The 14890-nt window shown below is 71.1% G+C and carries 15 protein-coding genes and 1 pseudogene; 6 read left to right on the top strand and 10 right to left on the bottom strand.

The annotated features are described in order from the left end of the window. Nucleotides 1-248 precede the first annotated feature (248 nt). The 4 genes from glnII to QFZ76_RS15390 all read right to left on the bottom strand — a co-directional run bounded on the left by glnII (nucleotide 249) and on the right by QFZ76_RS15390 (nucleotide 3674). Entirely contained in the window at nucleotides 249-1277 is a 1029-nt protein-coding gene (gene glnII / locus QFZ76_RS15405; RefSeq protein ID WP_307674269.1) for a glutamine synthetase, read from the bottom strand. A 366-nt stretch (nucleotides 1278-1643) separates the two neighbouring features. Further along, on the bottom strand, nucleotides 1644-2303 hold the full coding sequence (locus QFZ76_RS15400; protein WP_307674268.1) for a hypothetical protein: 660 nt from the start codon (nucleotides 2301-2303) through the stop codon (nucleotides 1644-1646). Between the two features lie 107 nt (nucleotides 2304-2410). Next, the gene (locus QFZ76_RS15395; protein ID WP_307674267.1) at nucleotides 2411-3256 is read right to left on the bottom strand and encodes a hypothetical protein; all 846 of its coding nucleotides are present in this window, start codon (nucleotides 3254-3256) and stop codon (nucleotides 2411-2413) included. A 58-nt stretch (nucleotides 3257-3314) separates the two neighbouring features. Beyond that, on the bottom strand, nucleotides 3315-3674 hold the full coding sequence (locus QFZ76_RS15390) for an arsenate reductase family protein (protein ID WP_266440624.1): 360 nt from the start codon (nucleotides 3672-3674) through the stop codon (nucleotides 3315-3317). A 175-nt stretch (nucleotides 3675-3849) separates the two neighbouring features. Here QFZ76_RS15390 and QFZ76_RS15385 point away from each other — a divergent pair, with 175 nt between their 5' ends. After that, nucleotides 3850-4164, top strand: coding sequence for a hypothetical protein (locus QFZ76_RS15385; protein ID WP_307674266.1), 315 nt, complete (start codon nucleotides 3850-3852; stop codon nucleotides 4162-4164). Nucleotides 4165-4285: 121 nt separating this feature from the next. Here QFZ76_RS15385 and QFZ76_RS15380 read toward each other — a convergent pair whose 3' ends face one another. Then, nucleotides 4286-5470 carry a winged helix DNA-binding domain-containing protein gene (locus QFZ76_RS15380; RefSeq protein WP_307674265.1) on the bottom strand — a complete coding sequence of 395 codons (1185 nt, stop codon included), beginning with the start codon at nucleotides 5468-5470 and terminating at the stop codon, nucleotides 4286-4288. 209 nt (nucleotides 5471-5679) lie between these two features. Here QFZ76_RS15380 and QFZ76_RS15375 point away from each other — a divergent pair. Next, nucleotides 5680-5835, top strand: a pseudogene (locus QFZ76_RS15375) (DUF2252 family protein); the annotation flags it as partial. A 31-nt stretch (nucleotides 5836-5866) separates the two neighbouring features. Here QFZ76_RS15375 and QFZ76_RS15370 read toward each other — a convergent pair. Further along, the gene (locus QFZ76_RS15370; RefSeq protein ID WP_307674264.1) at nucleotides 5867-7492 is read right to left on the bottom strand and encodes an alpha/beta fold hydrolase; all 1626 of its coding nucleotides are present in this window, start codon (nucleotides 7490-7492) and stop codon (nucleotides 5867-5869) included. A 269-nt stretch (nucleotides 7493-7761) separates the two neighbouring features. Here QFZ76_RS15370 and QFZ76_RS15365 point away from each other — a divergent pair, with 269 nt between their 5' ends. After that, nucleotides 7762-8043: a hypothetical protein gene (locus QFZ76_RS15365; protein ID WP_266440639.1), complete on the top strand. Its 282-nt coding sequence runs from the start codon at nucleotides 7762-7764 to the stop codon at nucleotides 8041-8043. Nucleotides 8044-8103: 60 nt separating this feature from the next. Here the strand turns inward: QFZ76_RS15365 and QFZ76_RS15360 are convergent, their stop codons facing one another. The 4 genes from QFZ76_RS15360 to glnA all read right to left on the bottom strand — a co-directional run bounded on the left by QFZ76_RS15360 (nucleotide 8104) and on the right by glnA (nucleotide 11526). Continuing rightward, complete coding sequence (locus tag QFZ76_RS15360) at nucleotides 8104-8688, bottom strand: hypothetical protein (protein ID WP_266440641.1); 585 nt, start codon at nucleotides 8686-8688, stop codon at nucleotides 8104-8106. A 2-nt stretch (nucleotides 8689-8690) separates the two neighbouring features. Further along, a complete protein-coding gene (gene htpX / locus QFZ76_RS15355; RefSeq protein ID WP_266440644.1) occupies nucleotides 8691-9611 on the bottom strand; it encodes a zinc metalloprotease HtpX in 921 nt (306 codons plus the stop codon). A gap of 134 nt (nucleotides 9612-9745) precedes the next feature. Then, the gene (locus QFZ76_RS15350; protein ID WP_307674263.1) at nucleotides 9746-10003 is read right to left on the bottom strand and encodes a hypothetical protein; all 258 of its coding nucleotides are present in this window, start codon (nucleotides 10001-10003) and stop codon (nucleotides 9746-9748) included. Nucleotides 10004-10116: 113 nt separating this feature from the next. Continuing rightward, nucleotides 10117-11526, bottom strand: a complete 1410-nt coding sequence (glnA, locus tag QFZ76_RS15345; RefSeq protein WP_307674262.1) for a type I glutamate--ammonia ligase — start codon at nucleotides 11524-11526, stop codon at nucleotides 10117-10119. Between the two features lie 199 nt (nucleotides 11527-11725). On the opposite strand from glnA, the gene QFZ76_RS15340 reads away from it, so the two are divergent. The 3 genes from QFZ76_RS15340 to QFZ76_RS15330 all read left to right on the top strand — a co-directional run bounded on the left by QFZ76_RS15340 (nucleotide 11726) and on the right by QFZ76_RS15330 (nucleotide 14835). Then, nucleotides 11726-12193 carry an RDD family protein gene (locus QFZ76_RS15340; protein ID WP_307674261.1) on the top strand — a complete coding sequence of 156 codons (468 nt, stop codon included), beginning with the start codon at nucleotides 11726-11728 and terminating at the stop codon, nucleotides 12191-12193. 85 nt (nucleotides 12194-12278) lie between these two features. Continuing rightward, on the top strand, nucleotides 12279-12788 hold the full coding sequence (locus QFZ76_RS15335) for a hypothetical protein (protein WP_307674260.1): 510 nt from the start codon (nucleotides 12279-12281) through the stop codon (nucleotides 12786-12788). Between the two features lie 19 nt (nucleotides 12789-12807). Beyond that, complete coding sequence (locus QFZ76_RS15330; protein WP_307674258.1) at nucleotides 12808-14835, top strand: M56 family metallopeptidase; 2028 nt, start codon at nucleotides 12808-12810, stop codon at nucleotides 14833-14835. The last annotated feature ends 55 nt before the right edge of the window (nucleotides 14836-14890 follow it).

Raw genomic sequence — 14890 nt, 5'->3', positions numbered from 1 at the left:
TCGCGCGGCAACACACCCGGTCGAAGTCGTGGTGCTGACGGGAAGGCCAGAACGGCTCGAGGTCATGGCGACCCGTCGCGGCGTGGTTCTGGAAGCTGGCCATGGGCCCATTGAAGCAGACACGACCCCGCAACAGGAGCCTGCTCTCACTGCTTGGACGCCTGCCCGGCGTGAACTCGCTCTCGTCCGGCACGCGGAAGGGGCGCCCGCCGAGATGGCGGGCGCCCCTTCCGGGAAGTGCGCGGTGATCAGACCTGGCCGGCCTTCTCCAGGGCGGAGCAGCAGGTGTCGACGATCAGGCGGGTCACCAGGTACGGGTCGACGTTCGCGTTCGGACGGCGGTCCTCGATGTAGCCCTTGCCGTCCTTCTCGACCTGCCACGGGATGCGGACCGAGGCGCCACGGTTGGAGACACCGTAGGAGTACTCGTTCCACGGGGCGGTCTCGTGCAGACCGGTCAGGCGGTCGTCGATGCCGGCGCCGTAGTGCTTGACGTGGTCGAGCGGCTTCGAGCCCTCGCCGAGCGACTCGCACGCGGTGATGATCGCGTCGTAGCCCTCGCGCATCGACTTGGTGGAGAAGTTGGTGTGCGCACCGGCGCCGTTCCAGTCGCCCTTCACCGGCTTCGGGTCCAGCGTCGCGGCGACGCCGAAGTCCTCGGCGGTGCGGTAGAGCAGCCAGCGGGCCACCCACAGGTGGTCGGAGACCTCCAGCGGGGAGACCGGGCCGACCTGGAACTCCCACTGGCCGGGCATGACCTCGGCGTTGATGCCGGAGATCGCGAGGCCCGCCTTCAGACAGTTCTCCAGGTGCGCCTCGACGACGTCACGGCCGAAGATCTCGTCGGCGCCGACACCGCAGTAGTAGCCGCCCTGGGGGGCCGGGAAGCCGCCCTTGGGGAAGCCCAGCGGGTAGCCGTCCTGGAAGAAGGTGTACTCCTGCTCGATGCCGAAGATCGGCTCCTGGGAGGCGAACTTCTCGGCGACCTCGACCAGCGCGGCACGGGTGTTGGACTCGTGCGGCGTCATGTCGATGTTGAGGACCTCGCACAGGACGAGGATGTCGTCGCCGCCGCGGATCGGGTCGGGGCAGGAGAAGACCGGCTTGAGGACACGGTCCGAGGAGTGGCCCTCGGCCTGGTTCGTGGAAGACCCGTCGAAGCCCCAGATCCCCAGCTCGGCACCCTTGGCGTCGTCGGCCAGTATCTTCGTCTTGGAACGGAGCTTCGCCGTCGGCTGGGTGCCGTCGATCCAGATGTACTCAGCCTTGAAGGTCACGGGCCACTTCCTTCGGGGGTGTGTCTAGACGCACTTGCGGGTGCTGCGGCGCTGCGGCACTGGGGCACCGCTTTCGATGCCAGGCAGCCTGTCAACAGGCGATTTCCCGGTCATTGCTCGAATGTGAACCCCGTGTTACCTGGTGGTGCTGTGGCGCGATTCACGCTGTGAGGGCAGGCGCTGCGCGGGGAGTGGTGCGCGGAGCGACACGGAAAGGCGCCCCGAACGGGGCGCGGGGGGCGGCTCGTATGCGATGGGGTTGCGGGCGGGGCCCGGGGGCATGCAAGGTCACGGACATGCCGGTCCCGCCACCCCTGGCCGGGGGCGGCGGGACCGGTGACACGTACGGTCACGGACGTCGTGGCATCACCCCACCTTCTCGATCACGGCCCGGCGGATCAGAAACTTGCCGGGCTCCCGTACGTCTTCGAAGGCCGCGTTGTTGAGCAGGACACAGCTGCCGGAGACCGAGGTGACCTCCACCGTCGTGGACTTGTTGTTGTCCAGGTTGGTGACCTTCAGCCTCGTGCCGGCCGGGAACTGGTTGCTGGACGCGGCCGGGGCGCCGTCCTCGCCGGACAGGGTGACGGTCGAGCCGTTGCACACCTGCTGACCGGAGGCGGGCGGCGCGGCCTGCGCCGGCGGCGCGGTCTGCGTGGGTGGTGCGGCCTGCGCCGGGGGCGTGGTCTGGGCCGGCTGGGTCGCCTGGGGGTCCTGAGCCGACTCCCCGACGACGCACCCGGACGCCTCCTGCTGCACCCTGATCTGCGCGATGACGGCCTCGCGGTTGGCGATCCGGGCCTCGGACTGCGCGTCCGGGGCGGCCCGCTGGCCGTCGATGAACCGCTGGTTGTTGCCGAGGGCGGTGGCCAGCCCCTGGCAGACGGTCGACTCGGCGGCCGTCTGCGGGGACTGCGCGGCGTTCGAGGTGGCCGCCATGACGAAGGCGCCGCCTCCCGCCACCGTCGCGGCACTCGCCAGCAGCGCGAGCTTCTTTTTCGTGCTGAGCGTTCTCCTACGCGACATGCGCGGCTCCTGAGAGGTAGGGGAGCGTACGCCGCTATGTACGAGATACCGAACGAAGTTACTCAGCGGTTACAGGAGTCACCAAAGTGGTGCGCGTCACACCGGTGTCAGCTCTGGTCCTGTTCGTACGCCGCCACGGTGTCGTTGACGTGCTGGAGCAACCCCTCGGTACGGACGGTGAGTTCGGCCTCCCCGGTCTCCGCCCCGTCCCCCCACTGCCCACTGGCGAACACCACCGAGCGCACGGTCATCAGCCGCCGGAAGACCCCCGCCGAACCGGGCGGCACGGTCGGCAGCCCCGCCTCGGGCGGCGGGTCGAGCGCGACCACCTGATACGTCACCGGGTCCATCGAGGCCATCGTGAACACCGCCGAGGCGTCCTCGACGCGCCGGAAACTCAGCACGCTCACCGTCACCTGCGAACGCCGCTCGGTGTCCGTGAAGAGCGCCGCCGTCAACCGGACACATCCCTCGCCCTGTTCGAGCAGCGCGGCCAGCTCGGGAGACATGGCGCGAGCGCAGTCGGTGGTGGTGGCGAGGTCGACGCGATGGTGCCGGGAACCGTCCTTCAGGCGCACGTTCTGCTGCGGGAAGGCCTGCTCGGGCCGGATGACGGGCCGCGCGAGCAGGGAGGACAGGGCGGTCGGGGCGTCGGAGGGGAGGGAGACGTCGACGGACGGAACGGCGGTGCCGGAGCCCGTGGTGGCCGAGGCCAGCGGGGTCGCCGTCGTCCGGTCGTCCTCCTCCCCGCCGCTCACGTACATCACGGCGCCCAGGGCGATCGCCGCCACGAGGACGACCGCCGTGCCGGCGGCGGCCGCGCGCCGGGCGCGGCGTCTTCTGCGTATGCGCTCCTGCTCGGCCACCCATCGGGTGTACGGGTCAGGTGTGTACGGGCCAGGTGTGTACGGGTCGGGGCTGTGCGGGGGCATTCCTTGATCACCGAAGGTCATGGCGGCGGAGGGTAACAGCGCGGACCCTCCGAACTCCCGCCGCCCGACAAACCGTTGGCTATCGTGACAGAGCGTCCCGTACGGCCTCGTCGGTGCGGGCCACCACCGCCGTACCGTCGTCCGCGGTGATGATCGGACGCTGGATCAGCTTGGGATGTTCGGCGAGGGCGGTGATCCAGCGGTCGCGCGAAGTGTCGTCCCGGGCCCAGCCCTTGAGGCCGAGCTCCTTCGCGGCGGCCTCCTGGGTGCGGGTGATGTCCCAGGGTTCGAGGCCGAGGCGGTTCAGGACGTCCCGGATCTCGTCCTCGCTCGGCACGTCCTCCAGATAGCGGCGGACGGTGTAGTCCGCGCCCTCCGCGTCGAGCAGGGTGAGCGCGCTGCGGCACTTCGAACAGGCCGGATTGATCCAGATCTCCATACGGCCCACGGTACGCGAAAACCCGTCCTTCACCCGTGTCACAGCACCCCCGAAAGCCCTTGTGGCCAGGGCCTTTTGTCAGTGGCGGGCAGTAGAATAGAAGCAGTGTTCGAGGGTGTCGCCGGGGTGTCGAGATCTCCGGGGCCGATGCCCTGACCGCGACAGGAGGATGCCTGTGCCCGCTGCCGCACTGAAGCCGAAGCCGTTGCCCACCCAGTCCACCGCGAAGCGTTCCGTGCTGCTCGACATGCCCTACGCGCCGGTGGAGAAGCGCCCGCTGCCGCCGGGGCGTCCGCGCGAGTGGTACGTCAGCCACAACCGCCGCCTCAAGGCGATGCGCCTCGCGATCGCCCTGCTCGACTCGGGCGTCTACATGCCCAACCAGGCCCGCAACGAGACGATACGGAGCACAGCGGAGACGATCGGCGTCCACCCGCCGTCGGACACGACGTGCCACATGGTGCGGGCGCTGATGAGGTACTCGCGGTAAGCCTCGGAGCCCCTGGGGGCTCCGTCCCCAGCCCCTGAACCTGTGCCTCTCGACCGACCGAGACGGGCGGTGGGTAGGCACAGGCCGGGGGTCCAGGGGGCGGAGCCCTCTGGTACACCCCCTACGCCGCCAACTCCTTCTCCACCGGCGTCCGGAACCGCGGTGTCACCCTCGCCGCCCCCACCCACCCCCGCACCCGCTCCGCCTCCACCGCGATCGCCGCCTCCGCATCGCGCCCCACCCCCTCCGTGTCCAGCAACCGCCACACGATCTCCCCGTCCGCCCGCTGGGCCCATGCGCCCACCACCCGGCCGTTCCACCACACCGTCGGCCCCACATTGCCGCTGTAGTCGAACAACGCGGGCCGCAAGGCCGGCGCCAGATACCAGTCCCGCTGCTGCCAGCCCATCGCCGTCGGATCGAGCGCCGGCAGCAGCGCGGCCCACGGCTCGGCCGGCTCCGCCACCGGGCCGACGTCGCCGTCGACGACGTACCCCACCCCCTCGTCCAGGGACACCGGCCGCGCCCCGATCGCCGCCAACGCCCGGCGGACGTCGGTGACTTTCCACCCCGTCCACCACTTGAGGTCGGCCTCCGTCGCCGGGCCGCACGCGGCGAGCCAGCGCCCCAGCAGGGATGCCTGGGCCTGCGCCACGTCCAGTTCGGGGTGGGCGGGGGACACCGCCCAGCGGAACTGGCTGGACGTCCAGGAGCCGAGCGGCCGGCCCCGCACGACCTTGCCCTCGACGCCCAGCACCTTCAGCAGCCGGGTCGAGACGGTGTGGACGCCCTGGTAGCTCTTCCCGGCCGCGTACACGAACTGCTCCCGCAGCCGCGGCTCGTCCGCGGTGAGCTCCGCCGCCGTCGCCTGCCCGCGCCGCGCCAGCGCGGCCAGCGCCGACTCCTCGACCTCCTTCAGCCAGGCCGCGTCCGGCGCCCCGGCCTTCGCCATGGCCTTCAGCAGCGCGGCCCGCTCCCGGGCGGCGACCGTGAGGCCGGTCGAGGCGTGCACGACCGCGGTCAGCTCCGTCGGGAACACGAAGACCGTGTGCCGCATGCCGTGCATACGGACCAGCGCACGGTCCTCGTACAGCGCCCGCCCGGTCTCCGGCACGGTCCCGGCCGGGTCCGCGAGCCGCGCGCCCACCGCCAGGTACACCGTCGCCGGGTCCGATCCGTGCAGGGCGACCAGGGAGCCGGCCACCTCCTCGGGACTCGCCGCCCGTGCCGCCCCGGCCAGCCGGTGCCGCAGCGCGAGCCGCGCCCGCCGCTCCGCCACGCCGATGTACCGCTCCTCGTCACCCATGCCGGCCTCCACCTGTCACACCCACCGTGAGGGCATCCTCCCGGACACCACTGACAATCGGGCCGCGCCGAGGCCCGGGTGCCGTCACCCGATGGAAACCAGGGCACCCGAGGAGGCGTGATGCGGAGACAGCCCCAGATGAGCACCCCCGCCGACCCCGCCCACCGGGCCCAGCCGGCCCACCGCTCCGACCTCGCGGCGTACGCCCGGCCCGGCTGTGCGGCACGGCGTTGGCCCGCGCGGACACCTTCGAACGGGCCGTCGCCGACTTCGCCCTCGCCTACGCCGACCAGACCACCCACGACCACGCGACCCTGTGCGCGGCCGTCGCGGCGGGCGTGGTGACGGCCGCACCCGGGGTCTGAGAACCGGTCGGCGCAGGCTTGCCTCAGCCGGTCAGGCGTACGCCTCCACCAGCCGGGCCACATACGTCTCCAGCCGCCCGCCCAGCACCTTTGCCGTCAGCTCGGTCCGGCCCAGCTCGCGCCAGGGACCCGCGAGCTTCGCCGCGTCGGGGGCGTAGCCGAGGGCGTCCAGCAGCCGCCAGTACAGGTGGTCGGGTCCGTCGGCGAGGCGCCGGCCGCCGTGCGCCTCGTAGCGTGCGCGGAAGCCGAGGCCGTGCTCCGGGCCGTGCAGCAGGGCCAGGGCCGTCGAGCAGTGGGCGACGTCCAGGTCGGCGGGGCCCCACGACGTCTCGACCCAGTCGACGACTCCGCTGATCCGCAGGTCGTCGCCGCTGCCGTCGAAGAGGACGTTCCCCGGGTGGAAGTCCCGGTGCAGGAAGCAACCGTCGTAGGACGGGGGTTCGCGGCGGATCACGTCGACCGCCCGTTCCCACAGCGGTCCCGGCGGGGCGATCACCCGCTCCGGCGACGTCCACGCCTGGTACGGGCGCGGGCGTTCGGCCGGTACGACCTCGTGGATCCGGACGAGTTGCGCCGCGAGCAGGTCCAGGCGCCGCTCCAGTTCGTCCTCGTCGACCCGCACCGTGCCCGGGAGCAGGGACATCAGCAGCGAGGGGTGGTCGCAGAGTTCGCCGGAGGCGTCGACGGCGACCGGCCGCGCCGCCGGGATGCCGTCCTGCCCGGCGAGGAGCGCGAGGACGGACGCCTCGCGGGCCAGCAGCCCCGGGGCGTGTCGGCGGAAGAAGGGTTTCACGAAGGTCCGCAGCACCAGCCCGGTGCCGTCGTCGAGGGTCAGGCGGCGCATCTGGGAGGTCCAGCCGCCGGACAGCGGACGGTTGTCGAGGACCGTCCGCCCCTCCGGGAGTTGCTTGGCCAGCCATGACCGGGTCGCCGCCCACCCCTGGGTGAGTACGGCCGACACGAACTCCCGCCGGTCCTCGGCGTGATCGCGCAGCCACAGCCCCAACTGGTGGTCGGCCTCAGGCAGTTCGAAGCGCGTGAACTGCGCACGGGTGCAGAGCGCGTCCTGCACGGCCTCCGTCACCTCCGGCGGGATCACCGCGTCCGTACCCGGCACGGCGAGCACCGCGCGGCCCTCGTACGCCCGCAGCACGTCGAGCGCGGGCGAGGCCCGCCAGCTCCCGGGCGTCCGGATGATCGCGCTGAAGGAACCGTCGCCCGCCCCGAACGGCACGTCCCACGCCTCGCCCGCGTACACGGCGGGCGCACACAGCCCCAGCGCCGTGACCCGGTCGCCGTAGTGCGCGGCGAGGTCCGCCACCGTCTGCCCGCTCATGCTGAACCCGACCAGGATCAGCGGCCCGTTGGCCGGAGCGAACGCGTCGATGACCGAGACCGCCTGCTCGAAGCGGCGGCGCAGGCTCAACTCCCGCAGTGTGCCCGTGCTTTCGCCGTGCCCGGAGAAGTCGAGGGCGAGACCGCGGTAGCCGTGTGCCACGAACTCAGCCAGCAGCGGGAGCAATCGCTCCTTGCCGCCGTTGCCCGCTCCGTGCAGCACAACGGCGGTGGCCCGGTCCGGACCACCGCCGTCACCGCCGTACCTCACACTGAGATGTTCCCCGGCGTGCTCGTGTGTGAAGGAGATCAGCTCACTCATCTCCCCATTCACTCATGGCGCCTGCGGCAGCGTTCACTCATGGCGCCTACGCCGCCGCGCCGCGCGGGAAAAAGGGGATGCACGTCAAGTGACCGCCTCCCTACGCTGGACAAGCGTCGAGGAACTGCCCACCACCGCGTCCCGCAGGACAGGCATCACCCCGCGGACTCGGGGCTACTCTCTACGCACCGACGGACGGCCGCCCACCCCCGGCGCCCCGTCGGGAACGGATCACCGCTCGGATCAACCCACGCCCACGGAGGCCCGTCATGGGCACCATCGTCATATCCGGGACCGTCGTCCTGGTCGTTCTGGGATTCGACAACCATCTCTACTGGCTCGCCGCCGTCGCCGTGCTCTTCCTGTACGTGCAGTACGGACGCGGCGGGTCCTCGCCCTCGTCGCCGACGGGGGGATCCTCGGCGGGGCCCACGCCCGCGAGCTACCGCGCGTATCGCGACCGCCGTGACAAGCAGGCCAGGTGGGAGCGTCGCTACCGCCGCGAGCGCCCCTTCGAGTCCCGCCGTCAGGAGCGCGAGAAGAGCAAGTGAGACCAGTGAGACCACTGGTGATCCCGGTGATCCCGGTGATCCAGGCGCCCCCGGTCGTCGTCACAGACCGGGGGCGCCCCACACCGGGAACCAGCGGCTCAGGTCGGGCTCGATCCGCAGATCGCCCTCCAGTGCCGCCTTCACCCGCAGCTCCAGTGCGTTGTCGCGCCGCTGTCCCTCGCCGGGCAGCGGCGCGAACGGGTAGAAGCTGCCGCGCTTGTAGAGGTAGACCAGCGCCAGCGACCGGCCCTCCGGATCCTGGAACCCGGCCAGGGAACACAGCAGTTGCGGCCCGAAGCCGTTGACCTCCATCGAACTGTTCACCGCGTGCAGGTCGTTGACCAGGAGCGGCAGCTGGTCGGGAGCGCGCTCCGACACCAGCCACGAATACCCGTAGCCGTCCCGCCGCAGCTCCACCGGCGGCCCGTCTCGGTCGGTGTCCGCGTCGAGCAGGGCCTGCACCTCGCGGTGGGTCTGCTCGAAGGCAGCGCCCTCCACCGTGGCGAAGCACACCGCACCCCGCCCGGTCGGCGTGAAGGAGGCGGCCGCCTCCAGCGTCACCGCCGCCGACGGCAGCGCGAAGAGCTGGTCGAGATCGGGTGCGACCGGCTTCGTACGGCCGAGCAGGATGTCCAGCAGCCCCATCCTCAGCCCGCCCTTCCCGGCGTCGCCGCCTCGCCCAGCTCACCGGAGATCCGCCCCAGCTGCTCCAGCCGCTGCTCCAGGCTCGGGTGGGTCGAGAAGATCCGCGCCACGCCCGGCTCGGCGCCCAGCGCGGGGGTGAAATAGAAGGCGTTGAACGCCTGGGCCGTGCGCAGGTCCTTGCTGGGGATCCGGGCGATGTCGCCGGTGACCTTGGTGAGCGCGGACGCCAGCGCCGAGGGCCGGCCGGTGAGCAGGGCCGCGGCCCGGTCCGCCGCCAGCTCCCGGTACCGGGACAGCGCCCGGATCAGCAGGAAGCTGATCGCGTACACGGCCGCCGACACCCCCATCACGGCGGCGAAGACGACGGCGGTGTTCTGATCCCTGCGCCCGCCGCCGAACAGCTGCGAGTAGAAGGCGAACCGCACGATCAGCCCCGCGATCACCCCGAGGAAGGACGCGATGGTGATCACGGCGACGTCCTTGTGCGCCACGTGCGACAGCTCGTGCGCGAGGACGCCCTCCAGCTCCGCGGGTTCCAGCCGCCGCAGCAGCCCGGTGGTCACGCAGACGACGGCGTTGTCGGGGTTCCGCCCGGTCGCGAACGCGTTCGGCATGTCCATCTCCGACACGGCGACCACCGGCTTGGGCATGTCCGCGAGGGCACACAGCCGGTCGATCACGGCGTGCAGTTCGGGATACTCCTCCCGCTCCACGACCCGCCCGCGCATCGCGAACAGCGCGATCCGGTCGGAGAACCAGTACTGCGCGCCGAGCATCCCCGCCGCGACCACCACGACCAGCACCCACGACTTCAACAGCACGACCAAGGCCGCGACGAAGGCCACGTACAGCAGCCCAAGTAGAAACATCGTGACCGTCATCCGCACGGTCAACCGCCGGTCGCTCCGAAAGCGGCTCTGCATCTGGCATCACCCTCAGCAGTCAGGCACTCGCCCCACAGCCCAGTGTGCACCCGCCCCTGCCCATGAAGCGGTCGCGATCACCTCTAGGACCAGCAAAGGCTCAGCCCCCGGTCCCGGCCTCGCACAGCGCCTCGCTAGTACGGCGCCCGGAAGTTCGCGTACCCCAGCAGCAGGATGATCGCCGCCACACTCCCGAGCACGATGACCGTCGATATCCACGACGACCGGCGCGGCCCCGCCGGGTCGGGGTCGGCGCGGAACGGCTGCGGCTCGGGCGGGTTCTCCTTCCAGCGCGCGGCCAGCATCCTGGCCCGCGCGGAGGGCTCCTTGTGCTGGGCGTTGTCGGCCCACTTGAGGTCGAACTCCCGCTCCGCGTCGTCCTGTTCGGGCATCCCCGTAACCCCCGGTCGTCTCCGTCTCGAACAGTTGTACAGAACACGATACGACGACGCCCCCGCCCTGAGAAATCAGGAACGGGGGCGCAGCCGAAGGGCCTACTGGCCGATCACACGTCGAAGTAGAGCTCGAACTCGTGCGGGTGCGGACGCAGCTGCAGCGGCGCGATCTCGTTGGCGCGCTTGTAGTCGATCCACGTCTCGATCAGGTCGGACGTGAAGACGTCGCCCGCGAGCAGGAACTCGTGGTCGGCCTCGAGGCGGTCGAGGACGGCCGGGAGCGAGGTCGGGACCTGCGCGACGCCCGCGTGCTCCTCGGGAGCCAGCTCGTACAGGTCCTTGTCGATCGGCTCGGCCGGCTCGATCTTGTTCTTGATGCCGTCCAGGCCCGCGAGCAGCAGCGCGGAGAACGCCAGGTACGGGTTGCCGGAGGAGTCGGGCGCCCGGAACTCGACGCGCTTGGCCTTCGGGTTCGAGCCGGTGATCGGGATACGCATGGCCGCGGAGCGGTTGCGCTGCGAGTACACCAGGTTGACCGGCGCCTCGAAGCCCGGCACCAGACGGTGGTACGAGTTCACCGTCGGGTTGGTGAAGGCCAGCAGCGACGGGGCGTGCTTGAGGATGCCGCCGATGTAGAAGCGGGCCATGTCCGACAGGCCCGCGTAACCGGCCTCGTCGTAGAACAGCGGGTCGCCGTTGGCCCACAGCGACTGGTGGACGTGCATGCCCGAGCCGTTGTCACCGAAGATCGGCTTCGGCATGAAGGTCGCGGTCTTGCCGTTGCGCCAGGCCACGTTCTTCACGATGTACTTGAAGAGCTGGAGGTCGTCGGCCGCGGCGAGCAGCGTGTTGAACTTGTAGTTGATCTCCGCCTGGCCGGCGGTGCCCACCTCGTGGTGCTGGCGCTCGACCTGGAGGCCGGCGTTGGCCAGCTCCAGGGAGATCTCGGCACGCAGGTCGGCGAAGTGGTCGACCGGCGGGACCGGGAAGTAGCCGCCCTTGTAGCGGACCTTGTACCCACGGTTGTCCTCGAGGGCGCCGGTGTTCCAGGCGCCCGCCTCGGAGTCGATGTGATAGAAGGACTCGTTCGCGGTGGTCGCGAAGCGGACGCTGTCGAACACGTAGAACTCGGCCTCGGGGCCGAAGTACGCGGTGTCGGCGATCCCGGTGGAGGCGAGGTAGGCCTCCGCCTTCTTGGCCACGTTGCGCGGGTCACGGCTGTACTGCTCGCCGGTGATCGGGTCGTGGATGAAGAAGTTGATGTTCAGCGTCTTGTCACGGCGGAAGGCGTCGACCCGGGCGGTCGACAGGTCCGCGCGCAGCGCCATGTCGGACTCGTGAATGGCCTGGAAGCCACGGATCGACGATCCGTCGAAGGCCAGCTCCTCGTCCGGGTCGAACGCCTCAACGGGCACCGTGAAGTGCTGCATGACGCCCGGCAGGTCGCAGAAGCGGACGTCGATGAACTTGACGCCCTTGTCCGCGATGAACTTCTTGGTCTCGTCGGCGTTCTGGAACATCCAGCTCCTCCTACCCCCGACCGTTCCGTGCCGGGGTGGTAGTTCGTTCGTGCGGCCAGTGCGGTGGCACACGCTGACCTCGACCCTAGGGACGGGTGATTTCTCAGACGTGACCCATTTGTTTCGCACAAGTTAACCGGACATCGCTACGCCTACCCCACCTGTCCGTATCGCGAAACGGGCGCAGTACCGTGGACGGGTGGACAACAGGCAGGCAATCGGATCGTGGCTTTCCGGACCGCGCACGGCCGCGGAGGAAGCCGGTGTCGACTTCGGATACCGCGGTGAGCAACTCGGTCTGCCGGAAGAGGGGCCGGGCTCGATCGCCCGCCCCGGCCGGCGCCTCGGCGCCATCGCCGTCGACTGGGGCCTGAGCCTCTTGATCGCATACGGCCTCATCACACAGGGCTACGACCAGGCGACCAGCAACTGGGCGCTCCTCGTCTTCTTCCTGCTCGGCGCCCTGACCGTGGGCACCGTCGGCTTCACCCCGGGTAAGCGCCTCTTCGGCCTGCGCGTGGTCACCGTCGACACCGGCCGCGTCAGCCCCGCCCGCGCCCTGCTCCGCACGGCCCTGCTCTGCCTCGCCGTCCCGGCCCTGATCTGGGACCGCGACGGCCGCGGCCTGCACGACCGGCTGGCCCGCACGGTCGAGGTCCGCATCTGACCCGGCTGTGATCCTGACCACGGGGCACCCTCAACTCCCTTGTGAATTCAGCGGTGTTGCAAGGCCATGAGTAAGGTGCTCCGGCATGAGCGCAACACGACGCGAGGTCGTGCGGGATGTCGTCGCCGACACGGCTCCGGGTGAGCTGGTTCTGCTCGACGGCATGAGATCCCTGAGTGACCGGCACGTCACGGACGTGCTGAAGCGCCGGGGCAGCCACCCGGACACCCTCGGCTTCGGGCTGACGGACGCCGTGGTCCTGGTCACACCGGTGGTGTGGCTCGTGGTGGACGAGGTGGTCAGGCGTGGGGTGGGCGCGGCCACGGACAGCGCGCTGGCCCGCCTCGGGGCTCCGCTGCGCAGACTGCTGCGCCGGTCCGACGACGACGCGGACACTGTGCCGGCGCTGACCGCACCCCAGCTGGACGCCGTCCACGGGCGGGTGCTGGAGCTGGCGGCCGACGCCGGGATGGAGCGGGGAACCGCGCAGGGCCTCGCCGACGCGGTGGTGTCCCGCCTGGCGCGCGAGACCGGCTCCGGCGCTGCGCCCGACGAGCGGTCCGACCCGGACGAGCCGGTCCGCGCCGCGCGCTGAATGCGGGGGACCCACCACGATGAACCGCGGGGAGAACCGGCGGAACGCGGGGCACGGCACGACGCGGCGCTTCGTGGTGCTGCTGTTCGTTCTCCTGTCGTCCTGCCTCACCATGCTGGACCGGGCGGCGCTCGCCCTGCGGTCGGAGTCCACGTTCCGCGCCTGCGTCCGCGGATCCGGAGCGGATCCCGACGCGCCGGTGTGGCGGGTCAGCCTCTCGATCTGGTTCGACGACGACTTCGAGCACTGCCGGGTCCAGGCCGCCACGGAGGCCCTCCGCCTCGCGGTGCTCGGCACGGCGGCCGTCGTCCTCGTTGCCCTGGTCGTCTACTGGCTGCTCCCCGTCTGGCGGGTACGCCGCGGCCGCCTGCTGCCCGCGGAGGACTTCGACGAAGTCCCCGCCCACGCATCCGGCGCAGCCCGCGCCCAGGCACCGAGCGCACCCGGCGAGCCCGACGCGGTCCTGTCCTCCAGGTTCTCGGAGGGCGGCTGGGTTTCTGTGCGCACCCTCCTGGAGTGGACGCCGCAGCCGGTGGCAGCCCTCCAGCCCCGGAAGCCGCGGGAACCGTTGTGGCGGCACCTGGCCGCGCTGAGCGAGCGGGCCGAGGTGCCCCGCGCCCCTCGCTTCGTCGTCGACATGCGCCCGGCCAAGGCTTCCACCGCCGTCGCCTTCGGCCGCGCCGGCCGCTACCTCGTGGCCCTCCCGGCGGCCCTGCTCAGGGAACGCACTCACAGTCCGCGCAACTTCGAGGCCGTGGTCCTGCACGAGCTGGCCCACATCCGCAACCGTGACGTGGACATCACCTATCTCACCGTCGCCCTCTGGCGGACCTACTGCGTCCTGGTGCTCCTTCCCTACGCGGCGCTCCAGGGTTGGCTGGTCTTCCAGGAGACCGCGCTGGGCCGGGACCGGGTCTACTGGGCCGACGCCGCACCCTGGCTGGGCGAGGTGCTGTTCGCCGCCTTCCTCGTGGCCCAGGTGCAGCTCGGCCGCGCCGACGTGCTCCGCAGCCGTGAGTTGTGCGCCGACCTGGACGCCGTCGACTCCGGCGCCGACCCGAACGTATGGAAGGAGCAGCACGCGAGGGTCCGGGAGACGGGGCGGCTGCCGGAGTGGGCGGCGGACGCGGTCGGTTGGTCGGCGGGCCTGTGGCGCACGCACCCCGACTGGGCCCATCGGCACACCACGGTCATCCGGTCCACGCCGAGCGACCCGGGCGGCAGCTGGCTCCAGGCGGTCCTCTTCTTCAGCTCGCTCGCCGTCCTGCTCCGCGTGCCCAGCGCTCAATCGCGGTCCTGGGCGGCGGAGCTGCTGGACAACGCGATCTATGTGGCGGTGCCGCTGCTGGTGGCGACCTGGTTCGCGGTACGGCCGCCCAAGGACCCGACGAGAGGCAGGTTCGGAGGTGTCCCGAAGCAGCCGAGGCCCCGCAGGCAGCCGCGTCCCCGTCGCACCGCGATTCTCGTGGCGCTCTCCATCGGTGCCCTCCTCGTCATGGACCCGCTGTCCCCGGACGTCGGCGACAAGGCCGAGGACAGCCTGACCCGCACTCTGGAGGCCTTCGAGAAGCTGCCGGCCGAGTACCGGCCGGAGCCCCTGCCCTCGGTGGACGACGAGACCCGCGCGCGGGTGACCGAGTGGTCCGAGGGCGGCGGCCGCGACGCCGCCACCGGGCTGATCCGGGCCCTCGCCCTGCGGTCGTCCGGTCTGGACGACATGAAGGACAAGGGGCCGGACCGGTATGTGCCCTCCGTGCCCGACGGCTACTGTCCGGCCGTACTGACGGCCCTGTCGGTCGCCGACGCGCAGCCGCGGTATCCGGAGCCCGAGGGCAGGGAGAGCTGGGAGACCGGCCTGCGGAAGGCCCGTAGCGGCAGCGGCGTCCTGTGCGGACCCGACCTGGCCGGCACCGAGCCGGAACGGCTCTTCGCCCTGGAGTTGCACCTCCTCACGGCCAAGACGGCACTGGAGGCCCTCACCCTGAAGCTGGCGTACTTCACGGGGGACAGCCCGCCGACCGATCTCCCCTCACCCTCCACGTGGTAGCCACCGCACGCCGAAGGGCCGCCGCGGAATCCGCGACGGCCCTTCCACGACCTGG

The organism is Streptomyces sp. V4I2, assembly GCF_030817655.1.
Lineage (GTDB): Bacteria > Actinomycetota > Actinomycetes > Streptomycetales > Streptomycetaceae > Streptomyces > Streptomyces plumbiresistens.
This window is presented reverse-complemented; position numbering and strand designations above follow the sequence as displayed.

Excerpts from the sequence above, each read along its gene's own strand:
- QFZ76_RS15400 (WP_307674268.1), bottom strand. The coding sequence starts at position 2,303 with ATGTCGCGTAGGAGAACGCTCAGCACGAAAAAGAAGCTCGCGCTGCTG.
- QFZ76_RS15395 (WP_307674267.1), bottom strand. The coding sequence starts at position 3,256 with ATGACCTTCGGTGATCAAGGAATGCCCCCGCACAGCCCCGACCCGTAC.
- QFZ76_RS15390 (WP_266440624.1), bottom strand. The coding sequence starts at position 3,674 with ATGGAGATCTGGATCAATCCGGCCTGTTCGAAGTGCCGCAGCGCGCTC.
- QFZ76_RS15380 (WP_307674265.1), bottom strand. The coding sequence starts at position 5,470 with ATGGGTGACGAGGAGCGGTACATCGGCGTGGCGGAGCGGCGGGCGCGG.
- QFZ76_RS15370 (WP_307674264.1), bottom strand. The coding sequence starts at position 7,492 with ATGAGTGAGCTGATCTCCTTCACACACGAGCACGCCGGGGAACATCTC.
- QFZ76_RS15365 (WP_266440639.1), top strand. The coding sequence starts at position 7,762 with ATGGGCACCATCGTCATATCCGGGACCGTCGTCCTGGTCGTTCTGGGA.
- QFZ76_RS15360 (WP_266440641.1), bottom strand. The coding sequence starts at position 8,688 with ATGGGGCTGCTGGACATCCTGCTCGGCCGTACGAAGCCGGTCGCACCC.
- htpX (WP_266440644.1), bottom strand. The coding sequence starts at position 9,611 with ATGCAGAGCCGCTTTCGGAGCGACCGGCGGTTGACCGTGCGGATGACG.
- QFZ76_RS15350 (WP_307674263.1), bottom strand. The coding sequence starts at position 10,003 with ATGCCCGAACAGGACGACGCGGAGCGGGAGTTCGACCTCAAGTGGGCC.
- glnA (WP_307674262.1), bottom strand. The coding sequence starts at position 11,526 with ATGTTCCAGAACGCCGACGAGACCAAGAAGTTCATCGCGGACAAGGGC.
- QFZ76_RS15335 (WP_307674260.1), top strand. The coding sequence starts at position 12,279 with ATGAGCGCAACACGACGCGAGGTCGTGCGGGATGTCGTCGCCGACACG.
- QFZ76_RS15330 (WP_307674258.1), top strand. The coding sequence starts at position 12,808 with ATGAACCGCGGGGAGAACCGGCGGAACGCGGGGCACGGCACGACGCGG.